The organism is Nocardia sp. NPDC051570 (genome assembly GCF_044454005.1).
GTDB lineage: Bacteria > Actinomycetota > Actinomycetes > Mycobacteriales > Mycobacteriaceae > Nocardia.
Genome location: NZ_JBITDI010000010.1, coordinates 144,138 through 169,078 on the forward strand (window position 1 = coordinate 144,138; position 24,941 = coordinate 169,078).

The 24,941-nt window shown below is 70.5% G+C and carries 1 protein-coding gene (only partly in view); it reads left to right on the forward strand.

From position 1 onward, the window contains the following. Positions 1-24,928 carry the 3' portion of a non-ribosomal peptide synthase/polyketide synthase gene (locus ACIA76_RS25350; RefSeq protein WP_397154758.1) on the forward strand. It extends 131 nt beyond the left edge of the window, so 24,928 of the gene's 25,059 nt are visible here — the last part of the coding sequence; the start codon falls outside the window, past its left edge; it ends in the stop codon at positions 24,926-24,928. Positions 24,929-24,941 lie beyond the last annotated feature (13 nt).

A 24,941-nucleotide genomic window follows, 5' to 3' on the forward strand; every position in this document is an offset into this window, starting at 1 on the left:
GCGGCATGCGGACGACACGCTCCGCTACGGCGAGCTGGCGGCCGAATCGGCCGCGCTCGGCGAGGCGATGGGCGACGCGCTCGACGGTGCGGCCCTGGTGTCGATGATCATCGCGCAACGCCTGCCCGGACTGCTCGCCGACGCCGAAGGCGCACTGGCCGCCGCGCTAGAGCGGCTGCTCGACGATGCGGTGGTGGCCGGGGCCGCGGTGCTGTCACCGAACCTCGCCCCGCCGGACACCCTCGCGACGCTGTTCGCCGATCAGGTGCGCCGCACCCCCGACGCCGTCGCGATCGAATTCCGCGGCGAAACCCTGACCTACGCCGAATTCGATTCCCGTGCGGGCGATCTCGCGCACCATCTGGTCGAGCATGGCGTGCGGCCGGACGCGCTCGTCGGTCTGGCGCTGCGGCGGTCGATCGAACTGCTGGTCGCGATCTACGCGGTGCACAAGGCGGGCGGGGCGTACCTGCCGCTCGACCCCGATCATCCCGCCGAGCGCATCGCCCAGGTGATCGAGGCCGCCACACCCGTCGTAGTGCTGACCGTCGCAGCGTCCGAACCGACTCTGCCGCAGGATATTCCGGTGCTCCGACTGGATGAGCTCGGTCCCGTGCGACCGGGCGGGCCACTGCCGTGGGCGCTGCCTGACCACCTGGCCTATGTCATCTTCACCTCGGGCTCGACCGGCCTGCCGAAGGGTGTGGCGATCTCGCACCGCTCGATCGTGGCCAATCTGCGCTGGCGGCAGCGCCGCTATCGCCTCCGGCCCGGCGATGCGGTGCTGCAGAAGACGCCGTTCACCTTCGACGTCTCGGTGTGGGAGTTCTTCTGGCCCTTGCAGATCGGGGCGCGGCTGGTGATCGCCGAACCGGAGGCCCACCGCGATCCCGGCCGCCTGCTGCGCACGATCGCCGCCGAACGCGTCACCGTCGCGCATTTCGTGCCGTCGATGCTGGCCGTATTCACCGGCGCGGCGCGCGGCCGATCCGCCGATATCGACTCGCTGCGCATGGTGTTCGCCTCCGGCGAGGCGCTGCCCGCCGAGACCGCCACCGCGTTCCGCGAGGTCAGCGGTGCGACGCTGCATAACCTGTACGGGCCGACGGAGGCGGCGGTCGATGTCACCGGACATGAGGTGACCGCCGAGGACCGGGTGAGTGTCCCGATCGGCGAGCCCGCCGACGATGCCGAGCTGTTGGTCCTCGACGAGGATCTGCGACCCGTTCCGCAGGGTGTGATCGGCGAACTGTATTTGGCCGGAGTGCAATTGGCCCGCGGCTACACCGCCCGCGCGGCGCTGACCGCGCAGCGATTCGTCGCGGATCCCGAGGGCGCGCCGGGCGACCGCATGTACCGCACCGGGGATCTGGTGCGGTGGCGGCCCGCCCGGAACGACGGCCCGCGCGAACTGGAGTATGTGGGCCGCAGCGACTTTCAGGTCAAGCTGCGCGGTCTGCGGATCGAGCCGGGGGAGGTCGAGGCGGCGCTGCTGTCCGATCGCGCGGTATCCCAGGCCGCGGTCGTGCTGCATCAGCACTCCTCGGGCGACCATCTGATCGGCTATGTGGTCGCGGCCGCGGGCATGCCGCTCGATCCGGATGCGGTCCGGGCCGCCGCGCGCGAACGGTTGCCCGACTACATGGTCCCGTCGCTGCTGGTGGTGCTCGACCATATGCCGGTCAACGGCAGCGGCAAGCTGGACCGACGCGCCCTGCCCGAGCCGGAATTCGACGGCGGCGCCACGGAATACCGTGCGCCGGAGACCGACTCCGAACGCGCGGTCGCCGAGGTGTTCGCCGAACTGCTGGCGGTCGAGCGGGTAGGCGCGGACGACGACTTCTTCGCCCTCGGCGGCAATTCCCTGCTCGCGACCCGCGCCATCGCCCGCCTCGGCGCGGCGCTGGGCCACGAACTCGATATGCGCGACTTCTTCGACCGACCCACCCCCGCCGGGCTGGCGGGGTTGTCGGCACCGGCCGTCGGGCGTCTCGCACTGGTGGCGCAGCCGCGCCCGGACCGCATTCCGCTCTCGCCCGCGCAGCGGCGCATGTGGTTTCTCAACCGGCTCGCCCAGGACGAATCCGGTTCCGCCGCGGCCGCGGTCGACAACATCCCGGTCGCGCTGCGGCTGCGTGGTGCGCTCGACGTCCCCGCGCTCGCCGCGGCCGTGACCGATGTGGTGGCGCGGCACGAGGTGTTGCGCACGATCTATCCACAGACCGCCGACGACCCGGCGCAGGTGATCACCTCGGCCCGCGCGATCGAACTCGCGCCGGAGGACGTCGCCGAGAGCGAGCTGGTACGGACCGTATCGACGTATGCCGCTGTGGGTTTCGATGTCACCGCCGAGATACCGGTCCGGGTTCGGCTGCTGCGCACGGACACTGCCGACCACACCCTGGTCATGGTCGTCCACCACATCGCCGCCGACGGCGTATCGATGGGACCGCTGTTGCGCGATCTCGGCGCCGCCTACTCCGCTCGTCGATCGGGCGGCGCACCGGACTGGTCGCCGCTGCCCGTGCACTACGCCGACTATGCGCTGTGGCAGCGGCGCCTGCTCGGTGACGAACACGATCCTGAATCGGAATCGGCGCGCCAGATTCGGTTCTGGACAACCGAACTCGCCGAACTGCCCGCACAGCTCGGGCTGCCCGCCGATCGCCCCCGGCCCGCGGCGTCGTCGTATCGCGGCGCGACGCTCGAATTCGGTATCGATGCCGACGTACGCGCCGCGGTGGAACGCCTGGCCGCACGTCATCGGGCGACCCCGTTCATGGTGCTGCACACCGCGCTGGCGGTGTTGGCCGCCCGACTGTCGAATGGCGGCGATATCGCGATCGGCACCCCGGTCGCCGGGCGCGGTGAGCGCGGACTCGACGATCTGGTCGGCATGTTCGTCAATACGGTCGTGCTGCGGACCCGGGTGCGCGGCGATCACGGCTTCGCCGAACTGCTCGCGACCATCCGCGCGGCCGATCTGCGGGCGCTGGCCCATCGCGATATTCCATTCGAGCGCCTGGTGGAGGTCCTGGACCCCGCGCGCTCGCGGTCCCGGCATCCGCTGTTCCAGCTGGCGCTGTTCCTGCAGGACCTCGGCCACCCCGCGCCCGCCTTCCCCGGGGTCGACGCCGAACTCGTGGACTTCGATCCGGGCTTCGCGAAGTTCGATCTGCAGCTGACCGTCTCGCCTTCCGTCGCGGGATACCGTGCCGAATTCACCTATGCCACCGATCTTTTCGAGGCGGCCACGATCGGCGGATTCGCGGCCAAGTTCGTGCGCCTGCTCACCGCCGCCCTCGCCGGTCCGGACCGGCCGGTCGGCGATCTCGAACTGCTCGATCTCGGCGAACTCGACTACGTCACCGGCACCTGGAATGCCAGCGGCTGCCGGGTCACCGACCGTTTCCTGCAGGAGGGATTCGACGCCCAGGCGCGCCGCACACCCACCGCGCGCGCTCTGATCTGCGATGACACCGAGCTCAGCTATGCCGAACTGTCCGAACGGGCCAACCGGCTCGCGCGTGCGCTGATCCGGACCGGCGTCGGCCCGGAAACCCTCGTGGCGCTGGCCATGCCGCGCGGCGTCGACCTCGTCGTGGCGATGTACGCGGTGCTGCGGACGGGCGCGGCCTATGTGCCGATCGATCCCGCACATCCGGCCGAGCGGATCGCGCATATCCTCGCCGTCGCGCGCCCGCACACCGTACTCACCACCGGCGGGGCGGATCTGGACCTGCGCCACGACGGCCCGATCCTGCGCGTCGACGAACTCGTGACGGCCGATCTGTCCGCGGCCACGATCGACGACGGCGAGCGCCGCGCCGCCCCGCACCCGGACCACCCGGCCTACGTCGTCTTCACCTCCGGTTCCACCGGCGCGCCGAAGGGTGTGGCGGTATCGCATCGGGCCATCGCCAATCAGCTGGCCTGGATGCAGGCCGAGTACGCGCTGCGGCCTACCGATGTGTATCTGCAGAAGACTGCCAGCACCTTCGATGTCTCGCTGTGGGGTTACTTTCTGCCGTTGCGGGTGGGCGCGACGCTGGTGCTCGCCGATCCCGAGGGTCATCGCGACGCCCGCTATCTCGCGGAAACCGTTGCGCGGCATCGGGTGACGCTCACCGACTTCGTGCCGTCGATGCTGGCGGTATTCGCCGCGCACGCGCGGCCCGGCGAACTGTCCTCGCTGCGTGCGGTTTTCGTCATCGGCGAGGCGCTGGCGCCGGAGACGGTCGCGGCGTTCCGCGCGGTCGGTGACGCGGGCCTGCATAATCTCTACGGTCCGACCGAGGCCGCGGTGTCCATTACCTCGCACGCGGTCACCAATAGTTACAGCCAGCTCGTGCCGATCGGTGAGCCGGAGTGGAATTCGCAGGTGTACGTGCTGGATTCGCGGCTGCATCCCGTACCGATCGGCGTGCCGGGCGAACTGTATCTGGCCGGGGTGCAGCTGGCCCGCGGATATCACGGCCGCCCGGATCTGACCGCGCTGCGCTTCGTCGCCAACCCCTGCGGTGACCTGATCGGTGCCCCGGGAAGCGGCGCCCGCCTGTATCGCACCGGCGATCTGGTGCGATGGACGCCCGACGGCGAACTGGAATACCTGGGGCGTACCGACTTTCAGATCAAACTCCGCGGACAGCGGCTCGAACCCGCGGAGATCGAATCCGCCCTGCTGCGCGCCCCGCAGGTGAGTCAGGCGGCCGTGCGAGTGATCGACGACGCGTATCTGGCCGCCTACGTGATCCGCACTCCCGGAGCCGAACTGGATACCGAACGGCTGCGCGCGGATCTGTCCGCGGTCCTCCCGCCCGCGCTGACGCCCACGGTGATCGTCGAGCTCGACGCATTCCCACTCAACACCAGCGGCAAACTCGATCGCGCCGCGCTGCCCGCACCGACCCTGCGCGCCACCGTCTTCCGCGCACCGGCAACACCCACCGAACGGCAGGTGGCCCGCGTTTTCGCCGAGGTGGTACGCGCCGAGCGGATCGGCGGCGACGATGACTTCTTCGCCCTCGGCGGCAGCTCATTGGACGCGACGCAGGTGACCGCGCGGCTCGGCGCCGAACGGGGTATGCGAATCCCGGTGCGGCTGGTGTTCGATGCCCCGACGGTATCGGCTCTCGCGGCGGCGCTGGACGACCGGGCCGGGACACCCCGCCTACCGTTGACGAAACAGTCACGGCCCGAACGGATTCCACTCTCGCCCGCGCAACGCCGACTATGGTTCCTGAACCGGATCGAGACGCAGGACAGGGCGCGCCCGAACTACAACCTGCCCGTCGCCTTCCGGCTCTCCGGTCCGCTGCGCGTGCTCGAACTCGAGCGGGCGGTCCGCGATGTCATCGCCCGGCACGAGACGCTGCGCACCCGCTATCCCGACGCCGCCGACGGCCCGTACCAGCACATCCTCGATGCCGACGCGATCAGCACCGACCTGACCCCGATCCCGGTCGACGAATCGGAACTGCCCGCGGCCATCGGCTCGATCGCCGGATACCGCTTCGACGTCACCCGCGAGACGCCCGCCCGGTTCGCGCTGTTCGCCCTCGACGGTACCGAACACGTTCTGGTCGTGGTCCTGCATCACATCGCCGCCGACGCCCTGTCCGCCGCGCCGCTCGCCGCGGATCTGCTGCACGCCTATCGCGCGCGTTCGGCGCGCACCGAGCCCGACTGGGACGAACTGCCCGTCCAATACGCCGATTACAGCCTGTGGCAGCACGCACTGCTCGGATCGGCGGCCGAGCCGAGCGAATTCGCTCGAGATCAGGGCGAGTATTGGCGGGCGACGCTGGCCGGTCTGCCCGCGCGGCTCCCGTTGCCGACCGACCGGCCCCGCACCGCACATCCCGCCACTCACGCCGCGGCAGTGGATTTCCGGATCGACGCGGACCTCGAGGCCGGGGTGCGCGAGCTGGCCCGGCAATACGGCGCGACACCATTCATGGTGGTGCACGCCGTGCTCGTGATCGCGCTGGCCCGATTCTGCGGCACCAGTGATGTGGTGGTCGGCACGCCGATCGCCGGGCGCGGCGACCGCGAATTGCAGCCGCTGATCGGCATGTTCGTCAATACGGTCGTGCTCCGCACGCCGGTCGCGGGAGACATCTCCTTCGCCGAACTGCTGGCGCGGGTGCGCGCGGTCGACCTGGACGCCTTCGCACATGCGGAGCTGCCCTTCGAGCGGCTGGTCGACGAGCTCGCGGTCGATCGGACCACCGGCGCGCATCCGCTGTTCCAGGTCATGCTGAGTGTGTCCGAGGCCTCCGGAACCCCGCTGTCCGCAGGCGAATCGGCGCTGACCGTGACGCCGCTCGATATCCCCGACGCGAGCGCGAAGGCCGATCTGCACCTGATCGTCGCGACCGACGAGAGATTCGCGGGCAGCCTGCGCTATGCGACGGAGCTGTTCGACGCCGAGACCGCCACGGCGCTGGTCTCCCGCATTACCCGCGTCCTGGCCGCCGTCACCGCGAATCCCGCTGTGCCCGTGGGGGATATCGATCTATTCGGCCCGGACGAGCGAGCGCTGATCCTGCGCACCTGGAACGGCACGCGCCGCGAACCGTCCGCGTCGACGCTGGTGTCGTTGTTCGAGGCGCAGGCGGCGCGCACGCCGTCGCGCCCCGGGGTCGTCTTCGAGGGCACGAGTCTGTCCTATGCCGAATTCGCCGATCGCGTACACCGACTCGCCGGATATCTGGTCCGCCGCGGCGTGGGACCGGATTCGATTGTGGCACTGCATCTGCGGCGCTCGGTGGAGCTGGTGGTCGGCATGTACGCCGTGATCGCCGCGGGCGGAGCGTATCTGCCGCTCGATCCGGATCATCCGGCCGAACGCATCCGCCATATCCTCGGCACCGCACGGCCGCGGTGCGTCCTGGCCGCCTCCGGCGACGTCCTGGACGGCCGGGAGCTGATCGCGATCGACGCGCTGGACCTGTCCGATCAGACCGATATCCCGCTGCCGGAGGTACATCCGGACAGCCTGGCCTATGTCCTGTTCACCTCGGGCTCCACCGGCCGCCCGAAGGGCGTGGCGGTGACCCATCGTGCCATCGTGAACCGCCTGCGCTGGATGCAGGAGGACTGCGTAGCGCTCGACGGCACGGACGCGGTGCTGCAGAAAACCCCGGCGACCTTCGATGTGTCGGTCCCGGAGTTCTTCTGGCCGTTGCAGGCCGGCGCCCGCCTGGTACTGGCCCGGCCGGACGGGCATCGGGATCCGCGATATCTGGCCGACGTGATTCAGCGGGAGGCCATTACGGTCGCCCACTTCGTGCCCGCCATGCTCACGACCTTCCTCGCCGAAGACGTATCCGCGCACTGTGTTTCGCTGCGGCATGTGCTCTGCTCGGGCGAAGCGCTGCCCGCGGCCGCCGCCGCGGGGCTGCGCGGACTGACCGGGGCCCGCGTGCACAACCTCTACGGGCCCACCGAGGCCGCGGTGGAGGTCACCTGGCACGAGGTGACCGATGCCGACACCGAGACGGTGCCGATGGGCCGTCCGATCCGCAATATCGGCTGCTATGTGCTGGATGCGCGGCTGCATCCGGTTCCGGTCGGTGTCGCGGGCGAACTGTATCTGGCGGGGCCGCAGCTGGCCCGCGGCTATCTGGACCGGGCCGATCTCACCGCGGAACGCTTCGTGGCCGACCCCTTCGGGGTCCAAGGAGCGGGAGCCTCCGGCGGGGTTTCGCGCATGTACCGCACCGGCGACCTGGCGCGGTGGACCCGCTCGGGCGAACTGGAATACCTCGGCCGCAGCGACTTCCAGGTGCAGCTGCGCGGACTGCGGATCGAGCTCGGGGAGATCGAAACGGTCCTGACCGCGGAGGAGACCATCGCCCAGGCCGTCGTGGCGGTGCGCGACGACCACGGCACCGGCGATCGGCTGGTCGCCTACCTGGTGCCCGAGCGCAGCACGCGCATCGACTCGCAGCAAGTGAAAGCCGCACTCACACAGCAACTTCCGGCCTATATGGTCCCGGCGGACTGGCTGATCCTGGATCGCCTCCCCGTCACCGCCTCCGGCAAGCTGGATCGCGCCGCGCTACCGGCCCCCGCACCCGTCACCACGGCGTTCCGGAAACCAGCGGGAGAAACGGAAACCTGCGTCGCACAGACCTTCTCGGCACTGCTGGGCATCGACCGAATCGGCGCGGACGACGACTTCTTCGCCCTCGGCGGCAATTCCCTCATCGCCACCCAGCTCGCGGCCCGCCTGACCGAGGCAACCGGCTCCGAGGTGCCCGTTCGCGCGATCTTCGACGCACCGACGGTATGCGCTCTGGCCCAGCGTGTCTCGGCCGCCGAACGGGCCGCCCCGCGTATCCCGCTGATACCCCAGTACCGCGGCGAGGTCGTACCGCTGTCGATCGCCCAGCAGCGCATGTGGTTCCTCAACCGCTTCGACGGCGGGGGCGGCGGCTACAACATCCCGTTCGCCCTGCGGCTGTCCGGCGCGCTGGACATCGCCGCGCTGCGGGCGGCCATCGCCGATGTGATCGCGCGGCACGAGACCCTGCGCACCCGGTACCCGGATCGCGGCGGCGAACCCGCACAGCTGATCCTGTCTCCGGGAACATATCCGGTGGAGCTCGCGCCGGAGGATGTGCCCGCCGCCGAGGTGGCACGGATCGCGGCCGCGGCCGCCACCGCCGGATTCGACGTCACCGCCGAGGTGCCGTTGCGCGTGCGGCTCCTGCGGCTCACCGACGATCCTGGCCCGGTGCACATCCTGCTGTTCGTCGTGCACCACATCGCCGCCGACGGATGGTCGTTCGCACCGCTGGCCCGCGATCTCACCACCGCCTATGTGGCCCGATGTGCCGGAGCGGCGCCACTGTGGCGCGAATTGCCAGTCCAATACGCCGATTTCGCGATCTGGCAGCGCACCGTTCTGGGCCGCGCCGATGATCCGGACTCGCCGCTCGCTCGGCAGCTGCGCTACTGGACGCACCGGCTCGACGGCATTCCGGACGTGCTCGAGCTGCCCTCGGATCGGCCGCGCCCTGCCGCGGCCACCCATCGGGCAGGCGCCGTCACGACGCGGCTGGATCGCGAATTGCACCGGGCCGTAGCCGAACTCGCGGCCGCGCACCGGGCCACACCGTTCATGGTGCTGCACGCGGCCCTGGCGGCCGTGCTGGCCCGCCTGACGGGCGTGGGCGATATCGTCGTCGGCGCGCCGGTGGCCGGTCGCGGCGAGCGCGCGCTGGACGAGTTGGTGGGTATGTTCGTCAACACGGTCGTGCTGCGGACCCACGTCGACCCCGCGGGCGGCCTGGACGATCTGCTCGACCGGGTACGGGCCGACGATCTGGCCGCCTTCGATCACGCGGCCGTGCCGTTCGAGCATGTGGTCGACGCGCTGAATCCCGTGAGATCCCAGGCGCATGCGCCGCTCTACCAGGTGTCGCTGACCCTGCAGAACCACACCGCACCCGAGATCCGCCTGGACCGGTTGAGCATCGAGGCCGTCGATCCTGGGACCACACCCATCGCGCTCGATCTGGACTGGACCTGCACCGACCGCTACGACGACGCGGGCGCGCCGGACGGCATCGACATCCATCTGCACTATGCGACGGATCTGTTCGACGAGGCGACCGTGACCGGCTTCCTGGCCGCGCTGGAGCGGATGCTGCGGGCCATGGTGCGCGATATCCACACCCCGGTCGGTGATGTCGAGCTGATGTCGGCCGCCGAGCGCGCGCTGCTGCTGTCGGACCGCAATGCCACCGCGCACGACGTGCGGCGGGAAACCCTGGGGGAGTTGCTCGATCGCCGCGCCACCGCGACACCGACGGCCGTCGCGGCGATCGTCGATGACGAGTGGATCGACTACGCCGAACTCGATGCTCGCTCGAATCGGCTGGCGCGCGGTCTGATCGAGCACGGCGTCGCGCCCGACACCATCGTGGGCCTGGCCGCGCACCGATCGATCGATATGCTCGTGGCCCTGTTCGCCATCGTGAAGGCGGGTGGCGCATACCTTCCCATCGATCCGGCGCATCCCGTCGAACGGATCACCCAGGTGCTCACGACGGCCCGAGCGGAGGTGATCCTGTCGGCCGGTGGCGCCGAGCTACCGGGTAGGCGGGTTCTTCCCGTCGACGAGTCGCGCTGGGCCGCTTACGCTTCCACACCGATCGCCGACGCCGACCGGCGCGCCCCGCTGCGCCCGGACAACCTCGCCTATGTGCTGTTCACCTCCGGTTCGACCGGCGCACCGAAAGGGGTCGCCACCAGCCATCGAGCGATCGTCAACCAATTGCATTGGCTGCGTGACCGTTACGGCGTCACCGCGTCGGACCGCATCATGCAGCGCGCCCCGCTGACCTTCGACGTCTCGGTATGGGAGTGCTTCCTGCCCGCCATGACCGGTGCGCCCCTGGTGATTCCGCGCCCCGGCGGACATCTGGACCTGGACTATCTGGCGGGGCTGATCCGCCGCCACGGCATCACCTTCGCCGAACATGTGCCGTCGGTGCTGGCCGCCCTGATCGCCGAGGGGCACGGCGACGCATTGCGGTCGCTGCGTCACCTGCACTGCGGCGGCGAGGCGCTGCCGCCGGAGCTGCTGGCCGCCCTGCGTCGCCACGTCGGCGGCGCGATCCACAATGCCTACGGTCCGACCGAGGCCGCGATCTCGACGATCTTCCACGAATTCGGTGACGAGGACACGGGATTCGAGGTGCCGATCGGGCGGCCGTGCTGGAATACCGGCGCCTATGTGCTCGACGCCCGGCTGCGGCCGGTGCCGACGGGCGTGACGGGTGAGCTGTATCTGGCAGGCGATCAGCTCGCCCGGGGCTATCAGGGCCGGGGGGCGCTGACCGCGGAACGTTTCGTGGCCGACCCCTTCGGGGTACCGGGAGGGGCCGTGCCGGGAGAGGCCGCCTCCGGGGGGAGCGCGCGCATGTACCGCACCGGTGATCTGGCCCGCTGGAATCGCGACGGCGAACTGGTGTACCTGGGCCGCAACGACTTCCAGGTCAAGGTCCGTGGCCAGCGCATCGAGCTCGGCGAGATCGAGGCCGCGCTGACGGCCGTCGACGGCGTCGCCCATGCGGCCGTCGTGGTGGCGGCCGACAGCGCCGGATCCGACTGTCTCGTCGGATATGTCGGCGGCGCGGACCTCGACGCCGGCACCGTGCTGACCGCGCTGCGAAACCGGCTGCCCGGCTACATGATTCCGGCGCATCTGGTGGTGCTCGAGCAGCTGCCGCGCACCGCCGTCGGCAAACTCGACCGCAAGGCCCTGCCCTCGGTCGAATTCCTCGGCGCGAGCGAGGAATTCCGCGCGCCCGCCGAGGGCGCGGAGGCGGTGCTGGCCGCGCTCGTGAGCGATCTGCTCGGCACACCGGTCGGCGCCACCGACGACTTCTTCACCCGCGGCGGCAACTCGTTGCTGGCCATGCGCCTGGTCACCCGCGCGAACGCCGCGCTGGGCTGCGCGCTGAGCGTGCGGGAGGTGTTCGAGGCCCCGACCGTCTCCGCGCTGGCGGCCCGGGCGCTGCGCCGGGGCGCGCCGCCGGAGCCGATCCTGGCTCCCGTCGAGCGCCCGGAGCGAATCCCGTTGTCTGCGGCCCAGACTCGCATCTGGCTGCTGAACCGGCTGGATCCGGCGTCGCCGGTCTACAACATCCCGATGGTGCTGCGCCTGTCCGGCACGCTGGACGAGCGCGCGCTACGGGCCGCCGTCCGCGACATCCTCGAGCGCCACGAATCGTTGCGCACGGTATTCCCCGATGACGACGCGGGCCCGCAGCAGGTGATCCTGCCGGTCGACGCGATGGCGGACCTCGATCCGCGCGCGCTGACCACCGGCCCGGCCGATGCCGTCGCCGCGGTGGCCGCGACCGGATTCGATCTGCGCACCGAAGCACCCGTGCGCACGGCCTTGTTCCGCGTCGACCGCGACGAGCATGTGCTGGCCGTGGTCGTGCACCATATCGCCGCCGACGGCGTCTCGACCGGCCCGCTGGCCCGCGATCTGATGACGGCCTACGCCGCCCGCAGCACCGGTCGTGCGCCCGACTGGCATCCGCTGCCGGTCCAGTACGCCGACTTCACGCTGTGGCAACACGAACTGCTCGGCGCGGCCGAGGATCCGGAATCGGTGCTGGCCGGACAGCTCGCCTATTGGCGCGGCGCACTGGCCGGACTCGCGCCGGTGCTGGAACTGCCCACCGATCGCCCCCGCCCACCCGTCGCCTCCGGCCGCGGCGCGGCGGTCGAATTCGATCTGGATGCCGAGACGACCGGCGCGATCGCCGCCCTCGCGCGCCGCCGTGGGACGTCGGTCTTCATGGTCGTGCACGCCGCCCTCGCCGCGGTGCTCGCCCGGCTGGCGGATACCGGCGATATCGCCATCGGCACCCCGATCGCCGGGCGGGCGCGGGCCGAGCTGGACGATCTGGTCGGCATGTTCGTCAACACCGTCGTGCTGCGCACCGCCGTGCGTCGCGACGCGACCTTCGCCGACCTGCTCACCGAGGTCCGCGACGCCGATGTGCGTGCCCTGGCCCACGCCGACCTGCCCTTCGACGTTCTGGTCGAGGACCTGAATCCGGTTCGCTCCCCGGCTCATTCGCCCCTGGTGCAGGTGCTGCTCACCTTCGAACATCGCGACGATACGGTGCTGCGCCTGCCCGATCTCGAGGTCGGCGCACTGCCGCTGCCCACGACGACCGCGCAATTCGATCTCTCGCTGGCGCTGGCCGAATACGGGACCGTCGCGGGCACCGGGCTGCGCGCGGTGCTGCGCTACGCCACCGATCTGTTCGATGCCGCGACGATCGAGGCCCTGGGCCGTCGCTTCGTGCGGGTCCTGCGGTCGGCGCTGTCCGATCCGGACGTGCGCATCGGCGATATCGATCTGCTCGACGCCGACGAGCGTGGCCGAATCCTGCACGCCTGGAACGACACTGCCCACCGGATCGACGACACCGCGACCCTCGCCTCGCTGTTCGCGGCCCAGGCGGCCCGCACCCCACGGGCCCCGGCGGTGACCTTCGAGGGCATGACGGTGACCTATGCCGACTTCGCCCGGCGCGTGAACCGGCTTGCCCGCCACCTGATCTCGATCGGCGTGGGTCCGGACACGGTTGTCGCGCTGACCATGCGGCGATCGTTGGATCTGGTGATCGGCGTGCACGCGGTCATCGCCGCGGGCGCGGCCTATCTGCCGCTGGATCCCGACCATCCGGCCGAACGCAACCACTACGTCCTCGCGACCGCGCGTCCCGCCCACGTCCTGACGACCGAGGCCCTGGAGCGACTCGACCTGTCGGGCCATTCGCCGGAACCGATCACGGACGCGGATCGCGGTGCGCCCCTGCGCTCGTCGCATACCGCCTACGTGATCTTCACCTCCGGCTCCACCGGTCGCCCCAAGGGTGTGGTCATCCCGCATGCGGCCATCGTCAACCGGCTGGTGTGGATGCAGGCCGAATACGGCCTGCATGCCACCGATGTCGTGCTGCACAAGACACCGGCCACCTTCGACGTCTCGGTGTGGGAACTGTTCTGGCCCTTGCAGATCGGTGCGCGCCTGGTGGTCGCCGGTCACGACGGCCACCGCGATCCGGCCTATCTGGCCCGCATCATCGCCGAGGAACGCGTCACCACGACGCATTTCGTGCCGTCCATGCTGTCGGCATATCTGCAGACCGGCCACGGCTCGCGAAACACCGCACTGCGCCGGATCTTTGCCTCGGGCGAGGCGCTGCTCGCCGCCACCGCGCAGCGGATGCGCGCGGAGACCGGCGTCGACCTGCACAACCTCTACGGCCCGACCGAGGCCGCCGTCGATGTCACCTTCCACGAGGTCACCGACGCGGATACCGATTCGGTGCCGATCGGCAGGCCCGTATTCAACACCGCTGTCCGCGTGCTGGATTCGCGGCTGCGCCCGGTGCCGGTCGGCGTCACGGGTGAGCTCTATCTCGCGGGCGTCCAGCTGGCCACCGGCTACCTCGGCCGCCCCGATCTGACCGCGGATCGCTTCGTGGCCGATCCGTTCGGGGCGCGACCGGGCGGGGTGCGCATGTATCGGACCGGCGACCTGGTTCGCTGGACCGATTCCGGCGAGCTGAACTACCTGGGGCGCACCGATTTCCAGCTGAAGCTGCGCGGCCTGCGCATCGAACCCGGCGAGATCGAGGCCGCGCTCGTGGCGGTCGCCGGGGTGAGTCAGGCGGTCGTGACCGTACACGCCGATCGGCTCGTCGCCCACGTCGCAGGCGATGCCCTCGACCCGGCGACACTGCGCGGGCACCTCGCAATCCTGTTGCCCGCGTATATGATTCCGTCGGCGTTCGTGGTCCTGGACGCACTGCCCCTGGGACCGTCCGGCAAGGTGGACCGCCGGGCGCTGTCCGCCCCGGCCGTCGAGACCCGCACCTATCGCCGGCCCGTGACCGCGGCCCAGCGCTCGGTCGCCGAGGCCGTCGCGGATCTGCTCGGCCTCGACCGGGTCGGCCTCGACGACGACTTCTTCGCCCTCGGTGGCAACTCTCTGCTCGCCACGCGCCTCATAGCCCGACTCGATGCCGCGCTGCCCGTGCGGATCGTCTTCGAAAACCCCACGGTGGCGGCCCTGTCCGACCAGGTGCGCACCGACACCGCGGCGGCGCCCCGGCTCACCGCGCGCCCCGCCGCCGAGCTCGAACCGCTCGCACCGGCCCAGCAGCGCATGTGGTTCCTCAACCGCTTCGATCCGAGCGAATCGGTGCATATCGTCCCGATCGTGCTGCGGCTGTCCGGCCGCCTCGATCGGGCGGTGTTGCGGGCCGCCGTCGCGGATGTGGTCGGCCGCCACGAGACCCTGCGCACCGTCTATCCGGAGATCGACGGCACCGGATATCAGCGGATCCTGCCGCCCGCGACCGTCCCGGATATCGAGGCATTGACCGCCGATGCCCTGGCCGAATTCGTGACCCGGCCCTTCGATGTCACCGCAGCCGTCCCGTTGCGCATCGGCCTGGCCGCGATGGACGACGACGAGCACATCCTGGCCCTGGCCGTACATCACATCGCGGCCGACGGCTTTTCGATGGAACCGCTGGCCCGCGACCTGGCCCTCGCCTACACCGCGCGTCTCACCGGATCCATCCCGCGCCTGCCCGACGTTGCGCTCCGCTACGCCGACTATGCCCACTGGCAGCGGGAGATGCTCGGCAGCGAGGCCGATCCGGATTCGACGGCCGCCCGGCAGCTGGGCTATTGGCGAGAGACGTTGCGCGGCTTGCCCGCTCAACTGGATCTGCCCGCCGATCGCCCCCGCCCGGCCGTGGCCACCCATGCGGCCGCCGCCGTCACCGTCGGGCTCGATCCGGCCGTGCGAGCCGGAATCGACTCGCTCGCAACCCGATACGCCGCGACCCCGTTCATGGTCGTGCACGCCGCCCTGGCCGCGCTGCTCGCGCGACTGTCCGGCACCGGCGATATCGTCGTCGGCGCGCCGATCGCGGGCCGCGGCCGGGCCGAGCTCGACGGCCTGGTCGGCATGTTCGTCAACACTCTCGTGCTGCGCACCCGGGTCGCCGAATCCGGATCGTTCGCGCGGCTGCTGACCGGCGTCCGCGACGGCGACCTCGAGGCCTTCGCCCACGCCGACATCCCGTTCGAGCGACTGGTGGAGGCGTTGGATCCGCCCCGCTCGCGGGCGCGTCATCCGCTGTTCCAGGTGGCGCTGTACTTCCAGAATCTCGCACCGATCGGGATCGAACTACCGGGCCTGACCGTCGCGGAGGTCGAATCCGACCAGCGGAGGAGCCTATTCGATCTCCAGCTGACCGTCGACGCGACGGATCTGCGATTCACCTATGCCACCGACCTGTTCGACGAGCCGGCCGTCGCGGCCCTGGCCACCCGGTTCCTGCGCCTGCTGCGCGCGGCCGTGGCGGATCCGGACCGGATCGTCGGCGATATCGATCTGTTCGACACCGGCGAACGGCATCGGGTGGTCATCGCCTGGAACGATTCGGCCCACATCGCCTTCGCTCCCGAGACCCTGCTCGACGAGTTCGAGGCGCAGGCCGCCGCCACACCCGACCAGCCCGCGCTGCGCTCGGGGGACACCGTGCTCACCTACGGCGCGCTCGATGGCCGCGCCAATCGTCTCGCACGGCATCTGATCACCGTCGGCGTGGGCCCGGAGGCGCTGGTGGCGTTGGCGGTTCGCCGCTCGATCGATCTGGTCGTGGCGATGTACGCCGTGCTGAAGGCGGGCGGCGCGTACGTGCCGATCGATCCCGATCACCCGGCCGCGCGTCGTGCCCACATCCTCGACACCGCCCGCCCGCTGTGCGTGCTGACCGCCTCGACGCTGGCAGAACTCGACCTCTCGGCGTATCCGGCGAGCCCGGTGACCGACGCCGACCGGCTGCGGCCCCTGCGCCCGCAGCATCCGGCCTACGTGATCTTCACCTCCGGCTCGACCGGAAAACCCAAGGGCGTCAGCGTCACTCATGCCGCCATCGTCAATCAGATGACATGGATGCAGGCGCAGTACGGCCTCACCGAACACGACGTCTATCTCCAGAAGACGGCCGGCACCTTCGACGTCTCGCTGTGGGGCTGGTTCCTGCCGCTGCGGGTCGGTGCGACGGTCGTCCTCGCCACCCCCGACGGCCACCGCGATCCGGCCTACCTCGCCGGCCTCATCGACCGATACGGCGTCACCACCACCGATTTCGTGCCCTCGATGCTGAGCGCCTTCGCCGCCGCGGTCGACAGTGCCGCCGTGGCGAATCTGCGCGAGGTCTTCGTCATCGGCGAGGCCCTCCCGGCCGAGACGGTGCGCGCCTTCACCGCGGTGAGCCCCGCGCGCCTGCACAACCTGTACGGGCCGACCGAGGCCGCGGTCAGCATCACCTACCGCGAGATCACCGGCGATACCGCGCGACCCGTCGCGCCGATCGGCCGCCCGGAGTGGAACAGCCGGGTGTACGTGCTGGATTCGCGGTTGCGGCCGACCCTGCCCGGTGTGCCGGGTGAGCTGTATCTGGCCGGAGTCCAACTGGCCCGCGGCTACCACGGCCGCCCCGATCCGACCGCGGATCGTTTCGTGGCCAACCCCTTCGGCGTGCCGGGCGAGCGCATGTATCGCACCGGGGACATCGTGCGCTGGGACACCGGCGGCGATCATCCCGAACTGAACTATCTGGGCCGCAGCGACTTTCAGGTCAAACTGCGTGGGCAACGCCTCGAACTCGGCGAGATCGAGGCGGTGCTGGCCACCGCGCCCGGCGTCACACAGGCAGCCGCCCGCATCGTCACCACCGCGACCGGTGATCATCTGGTCGGATATGTCACGGGCACGGCGATCGATTCCGAACAGATCCGCGCCGCGGCGGCGCGACTGCTGCCGTCCTATATGGTGCCGTCGGCCTATGTGCCGCTGAATACCTTCCCGCTCAACGCCTCCGGCAAGCTCGACCGCGCGGCACTGCCCGACCCGGTCCTCGAGCGGATGGCCTATCGCGCGCCGGATGCGCCGTTCGAGGCGGCCGTGGCCGAGGCGTACGCGGAAGTGCTGGGCGTCGAATCCGTGGGGGCCGACGACGACTTCTTCGATCTCGGCGGCAATTCACTCATCGCGACCCGGGTGCTGGCCCGGCTCGGGGAGCGCCTCGGGCGACGCCTGGCCGTGCGTCGACTGTTCGAGACCCCGATCGTCCGCGACCTGGCCGCCGCACTCACCGACGACGAATCAGAGCCCGTCCTACCACTGACGAGTGGCCCACGGCCGCACCATATTCCGCTGGCGCCGACCCAGCGCGGTATGTGGGTGGCCAACCGGCTCGATCCGGACTCGCCCGTGCACAACATCCCGGTGGCACTGCGCATTCTCGGCGAACTCGACCACGCCGCTCTGCGTTCGGCATTCGACGATGTGGTGGCACGGCACGAGACGCTGCGCACGATCTACCCGCTCGACGCGAACGGCGAACCACGACAACTGATCCTCGCCCCCGAGACCGTCGACCTCGCGCTGACCGTGGAGACCGTGGCCGCCGTCGACGCGTGGATCGCCGAATTCCTGTGCGCCGGTTTCGATATCACCGACACCGTCCCGCTGCGGGCGGCACTGCTGTGCGAATCCGATACCAGCCACGTCCTCGTCGTGGTCCTGCATCACATCGCCGCCGACGGCGAGTCGATGAATCCGCTGCTGCACGACCTGATTTCGGCCTACCTCGCCCGTCGGGACGGTGCCGCACCGGCCTGGACGCCGCTGCCCGTGCAGTACGCCGATTACACGCTGTGGCAGCACCGGATGCTCGACACCCACGCCGAACGGCAGCTGGCGTTCTGGCGCAAGACGCTGAGCGACTTCCCGGACGAATTCGCACCTCTCACCGATCGCCCCCGCCCGGCCGTCGCCTCCCGGCGCGGCGCGGTCGTGCGCGGGCGCATCGGCGGGGGAGTGGGCGCCCGCCTGCACGAGCTCGCGCGGCGGCATCGCGCGACCCCGTTCATGGTGCTGCACGCCGCGCTGTCGGCGTTGCTGGCCCGGCTGTCCGGATCCGACGATGTGGTCATCGGCACGCCGATGGCCGGGCGCGGCGCGAGTGCGCTCGACGGCCTGGTCGGGATGTTCGTCAATACGGTCGTGCTGCGCGGCCGAATCGACGGGGACGCCTCGTTCTCGGCGCTGCTCGACCGGATTCGTGCGGTCGATCTCGCGGCCTTCGCACACGCCGAGGTGCCGTTCGATCGCGTCGTCGACGCCGTGGGCGGCGCGCCGAGCGCGGCCCGGCATCCGCTGTTCACCGTGGCGCTGAGCTATCTGGACTCCGTGTCGCACGCGCACGCGGTGCCGGGGCTGGTGGTGGAGCCGGTGGACTTCGACGAGCCCGTCGCGCGCTTCGATCTCCAGTTCACCGCGGCGGGCGGCCTCGACGGCGACGGTCATCTGGCCGTCGAATTGGCCTATGCCACCGACCTGTACGACGAGCGCACCGCCGCCGATCTGCTGCGCCGCCTCGGCCGGATGCTGGGTGCGGTCACCGCGACTCCGGATGTGCCGGTGGCCGCGGTCGATATCCTCGCCCCGGTCGAATATGCCGCGATCCTTGCTCGCCACGATGCCCGGCCGCTGTCGCCGTGGACCCTCGCCGAACTCATGGCCGCCGCGGTCGCCATGAATCCGGAGGCGATCGCCGTAATCGACGGCGATCGCGAATTCACCTATCGCGCACTGGATGAGCAGTCGTCGCGGCTGGCCCGCCTGCTCATCGCCCGCGGCGTGGGTGCGGAGGATTTCGTCGCCGTGGCCGTGGCGCGCTCGGCCGAATCGCTGCTCGCGATCTGGGCGGTCGCCAAGTCCGGCGCGGCATTCGTGCCCGTCGACCCGACCTACCCGAGTGAGCGCATCACGCATATGCTCACCGATTCCGGTGCGGCACTGGGGCTTACGGTTACCGCCGCTCGCACGCGCCTGCCCGGACGCATCGAGTGGATCGTCCTGGACGCGGCGAATACGGCCGCCCGGCTACGGTATGCCGATCCCGCACCGATCATGCGCTCGGAGTTGAATCGCGGTGTGCACGTGCGGAATCCGGCGTGGATGATCTACACCTCCGGCTCCACCGGGGTGCCGAAGGGCGTGGTCGTCACGCATGCCGGGCTCGCGGGTATCACGGTGGCCCAGCGTGATCGGTACGCACTCACCTCGCAGGCGCGGATATCGCAGGTGTCCTCACCGAGTTTCGACGCCGCGATGCTGGAACTGCTGCTGGCGCTCGCCGCGGGCGCGGCGCTCGTCGTGGCCCCGCCCGGTGTGTACGCGGGGGCGGAGCTCACCGCGCTGATGCGCGAGCAACGGGTCAGCCACGCCTTCCTCACTCCCGGTGTGGTCCGCACGCTGGATCCGGCCGCACTGCCCGAGCTGCGTCACCTCGTGGTCGGCGGTGAGTCGTTCGGCCCGGATCTGGTGCGGCGCTGGGGCTTCGGACGGCGTCTGCACAACTCCTACGGCCCGACCGAGACCACGATCATCTCGACCATCAGCGTCCCGCTGCGCCCCGGCGGCGACTTCGATATGGGCGCACCGATCCACGGAATGTCGGCGCTGGTGCTCGACGCGCGGCTGCGGCCCGTGCCGGACGGCGTCACCGGCGAGCTCTATCTGCGCGGCCTCGGCCTGGCCCGCGGCTACCACGCGCGCCCGGGGCTGTCCGCGGCCCGATTCGTCGCCGACCCCTTCGGGGCCGACCGCGGCGGCCGCCTGTATCGCACGGGCGATCTGGTGCGCTGGCGGATACACGAGCACGAGGGTGTGCGCTATCCGGTGCTGGACTATGTGACTCGCGGCGACGATCAGGTGAAGGTGCGCGGCCTGCGCATCGAACTCGGTGAGATCGATGCGGCGCTCACCGCGCACGCGGAGGTCGACTTCGCGGTCACGATCGGGCATGCCGACCCCGCCGGGGCCGTATCGCTGGTGTCGTATGTGGTTGCCGCCGAGGCGAAGACGATCGATCCGGCGCGGCTGACCGCCTTCGTGGCCCGCTCGCTGCCCGCCTATATGGTCCCGGCCGCGATCATGATGCTCGATGCCGTGCCGCTGACCCCGGTCGGCAAGGTGGATCGCCGGGCCCTGCCCGAGCCGGTGTTCCGGGCGGCCGAATTCCGCGCGCCGGGCACCGCCGCCGAACGCGCGGTCGCCGAGGTCGTCGCGCAGGTGCTCGGCCTCGACGCGGATCGGATCGGCGCGGCGGACGACTTCTTCGCCCTCGGCGGAAATTCGCTCACCGCAACTCAATTGGCGGCCCGGATCGGAGCGCGCCTCGATACCGCCGTCGGCGTGCGGACCGTCTTCGAGCATGCGACCGTGGCCGCGCTCGCCGCGGCCGTGACCGCGACCGACCGACCCGTGCGCCCCGCGCTGTCGCGCCGCGAACATACCGATCCCGTGCCCTTATCGCTCGCACAGCACCGCATGTGGCTGCTGAACCGGATCGATCACCACTCCGACGCCTACAACATCCCGCTGGCCGTGCGCCTGATCGGCGATCTCGATATCGCCGCGCTCACCGCGGCCATGGCCGACGTCGTGGCCCGCCATGAGGTGCTGCGCACGATGTACCCGGCCACTGACGCCGGACCGGTGCAGATGGTCCTGCCCGTCGGCGCGGCGGGCACGCCCGATCTGCCCGCGATCGAGGTGCCCGCGGCGGACCTGAGCGCCGCCATCGCCGACTTCGTGGCCGATGGTTTCGATGTGACGGCCGCGGTTCCGTTGCGTGCCAGGCTGTTCGCCCCGATCGCCGCCGATGCCTCGCCCGAGCATGTCCTGGTGGTGGCGATCCATCACATCGCCGCCGACGGCTCCTCGCTGGCGCCGCTGGCCCGAGATGTGATGGCGGCCTACGCGGCCCGCCGTCGCGGCGGCACGCCAGACTGGTCGCCGCTGCCGGTGCACTATCGCGATTACGGCGTGTGGCAGCGCGAACTGCTGGGCTCCGAGGATGATCCCGATTCGCTGATGGCCCGCCAATTGCTGTTCTGGCGTGCGGAATTGGCGGACCTGCCGGTGCATTTGGCGCTTCCCGCCGATCGGCCGCGTCCGGTGGTGCTGTCCACCCGGGGCCGTCATCTGGATTTCACCGTCGACGCCGAGCTGCACGCGCGGTTGGCCGAGCTGGCCCGGGCATCCGGGGTCACGTTGTTCATGGTGGTGCAGGCGGCGTTCGCGGTCCTGCTGTCGCGGCTGTCCGGGAGCACGGATATCGCGGTCGGCACCCCGGTCGCCGGGCGCGGCGACGCCCTGCTCGACGATGTGGTCGGCATGTTCGTCAACACGCTGGTGCTGCGCACCGCGGTCGATCCGGCCGCCGGCTTCACCGCGCTGCTCGACCGCGTGCGCCGCGCCGACGTGGCGGCCTTCGAGCACGCCGATATCCCCTTCGAGCGTCTGGTCGAGGTGCTCAATCCGGAGCGCTCCACGGCCCGGCATCCGCTGTTCCAGATCGGATACTCCTTCCACAATCAGACCGCGGCCGAATTCGCGCTGCCCGGATTGTCCGTGGTCGCCGCCGATTTCGAGACCGATGTATCACAGGTCGATCTGCATCTGGTGGTGACTGATCGCTACGACGACGACGGCGTCCCGGCGGGCCTGGCCGCCTCCTTCACCTACGTGACGGCCCTGTTCGACGAGTCCACGATCGCCGGATTCGCCGGTCGGCTGCATCGGCTGCTCGCGGCCGTCTGCGCGAATCCCGCGGTGCCCGTGGGCGATCTGCCCTTGCTCGACGCCGCCGAGGCCGATCGGCTGCTGTCGGCGTGGAATCCGGCCGTTCCCGCGGCCGAATCCGCCGTCCTCACCGAGGGTTTCGAGGCGCAGGTCGCGCGGACTCCCGACGCGATCGCGGTCGTCGACGGCTCGACCGTGCTGACCTACGCACAGTTCGCGGCCCGCGTGCATCGGCTCGCCCGGGTGCTCATCGCCCGCGGCGTGCGCCCGGAAGCACGGGTGGCCCTGGCCGTTACGCGCAGCGCCGATCTGGTGGTGGCGATGTATGCGGTGATCGCCGCCGGTGGCGCCTATGTCCCGCTGGATCCGGATCATCCGGCCGATCGGACCGCGGCCGTGCTGGCGGCCGCCGAACCCGCGCTCGTCGTGACATCGAGCCGGTATCCCATGCCGCTATCGGCGAATCATCCGGCTTCCGTGGATGTTTCGGAGGTGGACGATCAGCTCGACGATCGCCCGATCGCCGACGTCGAACGGCAGGCGCCCTTGCGTCCGGCCCACACCGCGTACGTGATCTTCACGTCCGGTTCCACGGGCACACCCAAGGGTGTCGCGGTCGCGCATTCGGCGGTCACGCACGAATTGGCCTGGATGCAGCGGGAATACGCGTTGCGGGGCGACGATGCCGTCCTGCAGGCGACCTCGGCGGCCTTCGATCTATCGGTCTGGGAGTTCTGGTGGGCGCCGCGCACCGGGGCCCGGATCGTGATCGCACCCACGGGGATTCGGCGTGATCCGCGCGAGCTGCTGCGCCTGGTCGAATCCGAACGCATCACCACCGTGGCCCTCGTGCCATCGCTACTGGCCATACTGGCCGAGGTCGCGCCGGAGCGGCTGCCGCGCACCCTGCGACGGCTGCTGGTGATCGGCGAGGCGCTGCCCACCGCGATCGTCGACCGGATTCGCGATCGCACCGACGCCCGGCTGGACAATCTCTACGGACCCACCGAGGCGGCGGTCTCGGTGACCCGTTACCGCATCGCCGGAATCGAGACCCAGGCCGTCGTGCCGATCGGGTCCCCGCAGACCGGAATCCGGGTCTACGTCCTCGACGACCGCCTGCATCCGGTCCCGGTCGGGGTGACCGGGGAGCTGTATCTCGGTGGCCCGCAACTGGCCCGGGGTTATCTGGGCCGACCCGATGCGACCGCCGAAAGGTTCGTGGCGAGCCCCTTCGGGACCGCCGGTACGCGGCTCTACCGCACCGGCGATCTGGTCCGCTGGACCGCCGACGGCGACCTGTACTACATCGAACGCCGTGACTTCCAGGTCAAGGTGCGCGGCTACCGCATCGAACTCGCCGATATCGAACACGCGCTGCGCGGTCACCCGGCGATCACCGAGGCGACCGTCATCGCCCACGGCGGCGGCGATACCGCGACGCTGGCCGCGTACTTCACCGCCGCCGACCCGATATCCCTGGACGAGCTACGCGCCGCCCTGGTGGCGACCCTGCCCGGATATATGATCCCGCAACACCTTCGACACCTCGATGCGCTGCCTCGCACCGCCAACGGCAAGATCGACCGTGCCGCCCTGCCCGCGCCGAGTCCGCGCATCGACCGAATCCGCGAGCCAGCAACGGAATTGGAGACACAGATCTGCCGAGCCGTCGCCGACGTGCTCGGCATGGACCGAATCGGCCTGGACGACAACTTCTTCGAACATGGCGGCAATTCGCTGCTGGCCACCCGCCTGACCGTGCACCTGAGCGGGGCACTCGCCGAGCCGATTCCACCGCTGTGGGTATTCCTCGCCCCCACCCCCGCGGGCCTGACGGCACAGGTGCGGGACCGCCGGGCGGGCCGCGCCCGCATCGACACCGAGGCCGCATTCGAGGTGCTGCTGCCGCTGCGGACCGCGGGACGGCGGGAACCGCTGTTCTGCATCCATCCGGCGGGCGGCGTGGCCTGGTCCTTCGCGGGCCTGGCCGCGCATATCGCGGATCGGCCGCTCTACGGCCTGCAATCCCCGGTGCTGAATTCGACCGCGGCCCTGCCCGATTCGATCGATGCCTGGGCTCGCCGCTACGTCCGGGAGATCCGCGCCGTCCAGCCCGAGGGTCCGTACCAGCTGCTCGGTTGGTCACTCGGCGGCGTGCTCGCCCATGCGGTCGCGGTGCGGTTGCAGGACGAGGGCTGCCAGGTCGCGCTGCTGGCCGTGATGGACAGCGCGTTACGGGTGGACGCCGCCGCGGCGGTATCGATTCCGCTGGCCGATCTCGCGGGCGGACTGCTCGGCGATGCGGCCGAGGACACCGACGCCGCATTGAACCCCGCCGAGTTGACGGACCGAATCGCGCGGCTGCCGGAGCCGTTCGCATCCTTCGGTGCCGATCGGCTCGAACGCGTCCTGGACGCCGGTCTGCGCTCGCTGGCGCTGATCGCCCGTTACCGGCCCCGGCCGTTCAAGGGCAATCTGGTGTATTTCACTGCGACACTGGACGATCCGACCGGCGCGGCCGGTGCGACGGAGTGGATCGATGTGGTCTCGGGCACCGTACACAATCACGCCACCCCGGCCTCGCACTGGCGCATGACCTCCGACGCCGCCCTCGCCCGCATCGGCCGCGTCCTCACCGCGCTGTGGGACGAGGCCGACTCACCATCGAACCGGGACCGCTCGCGCACCGTGACATAGGACATTCGGCCCG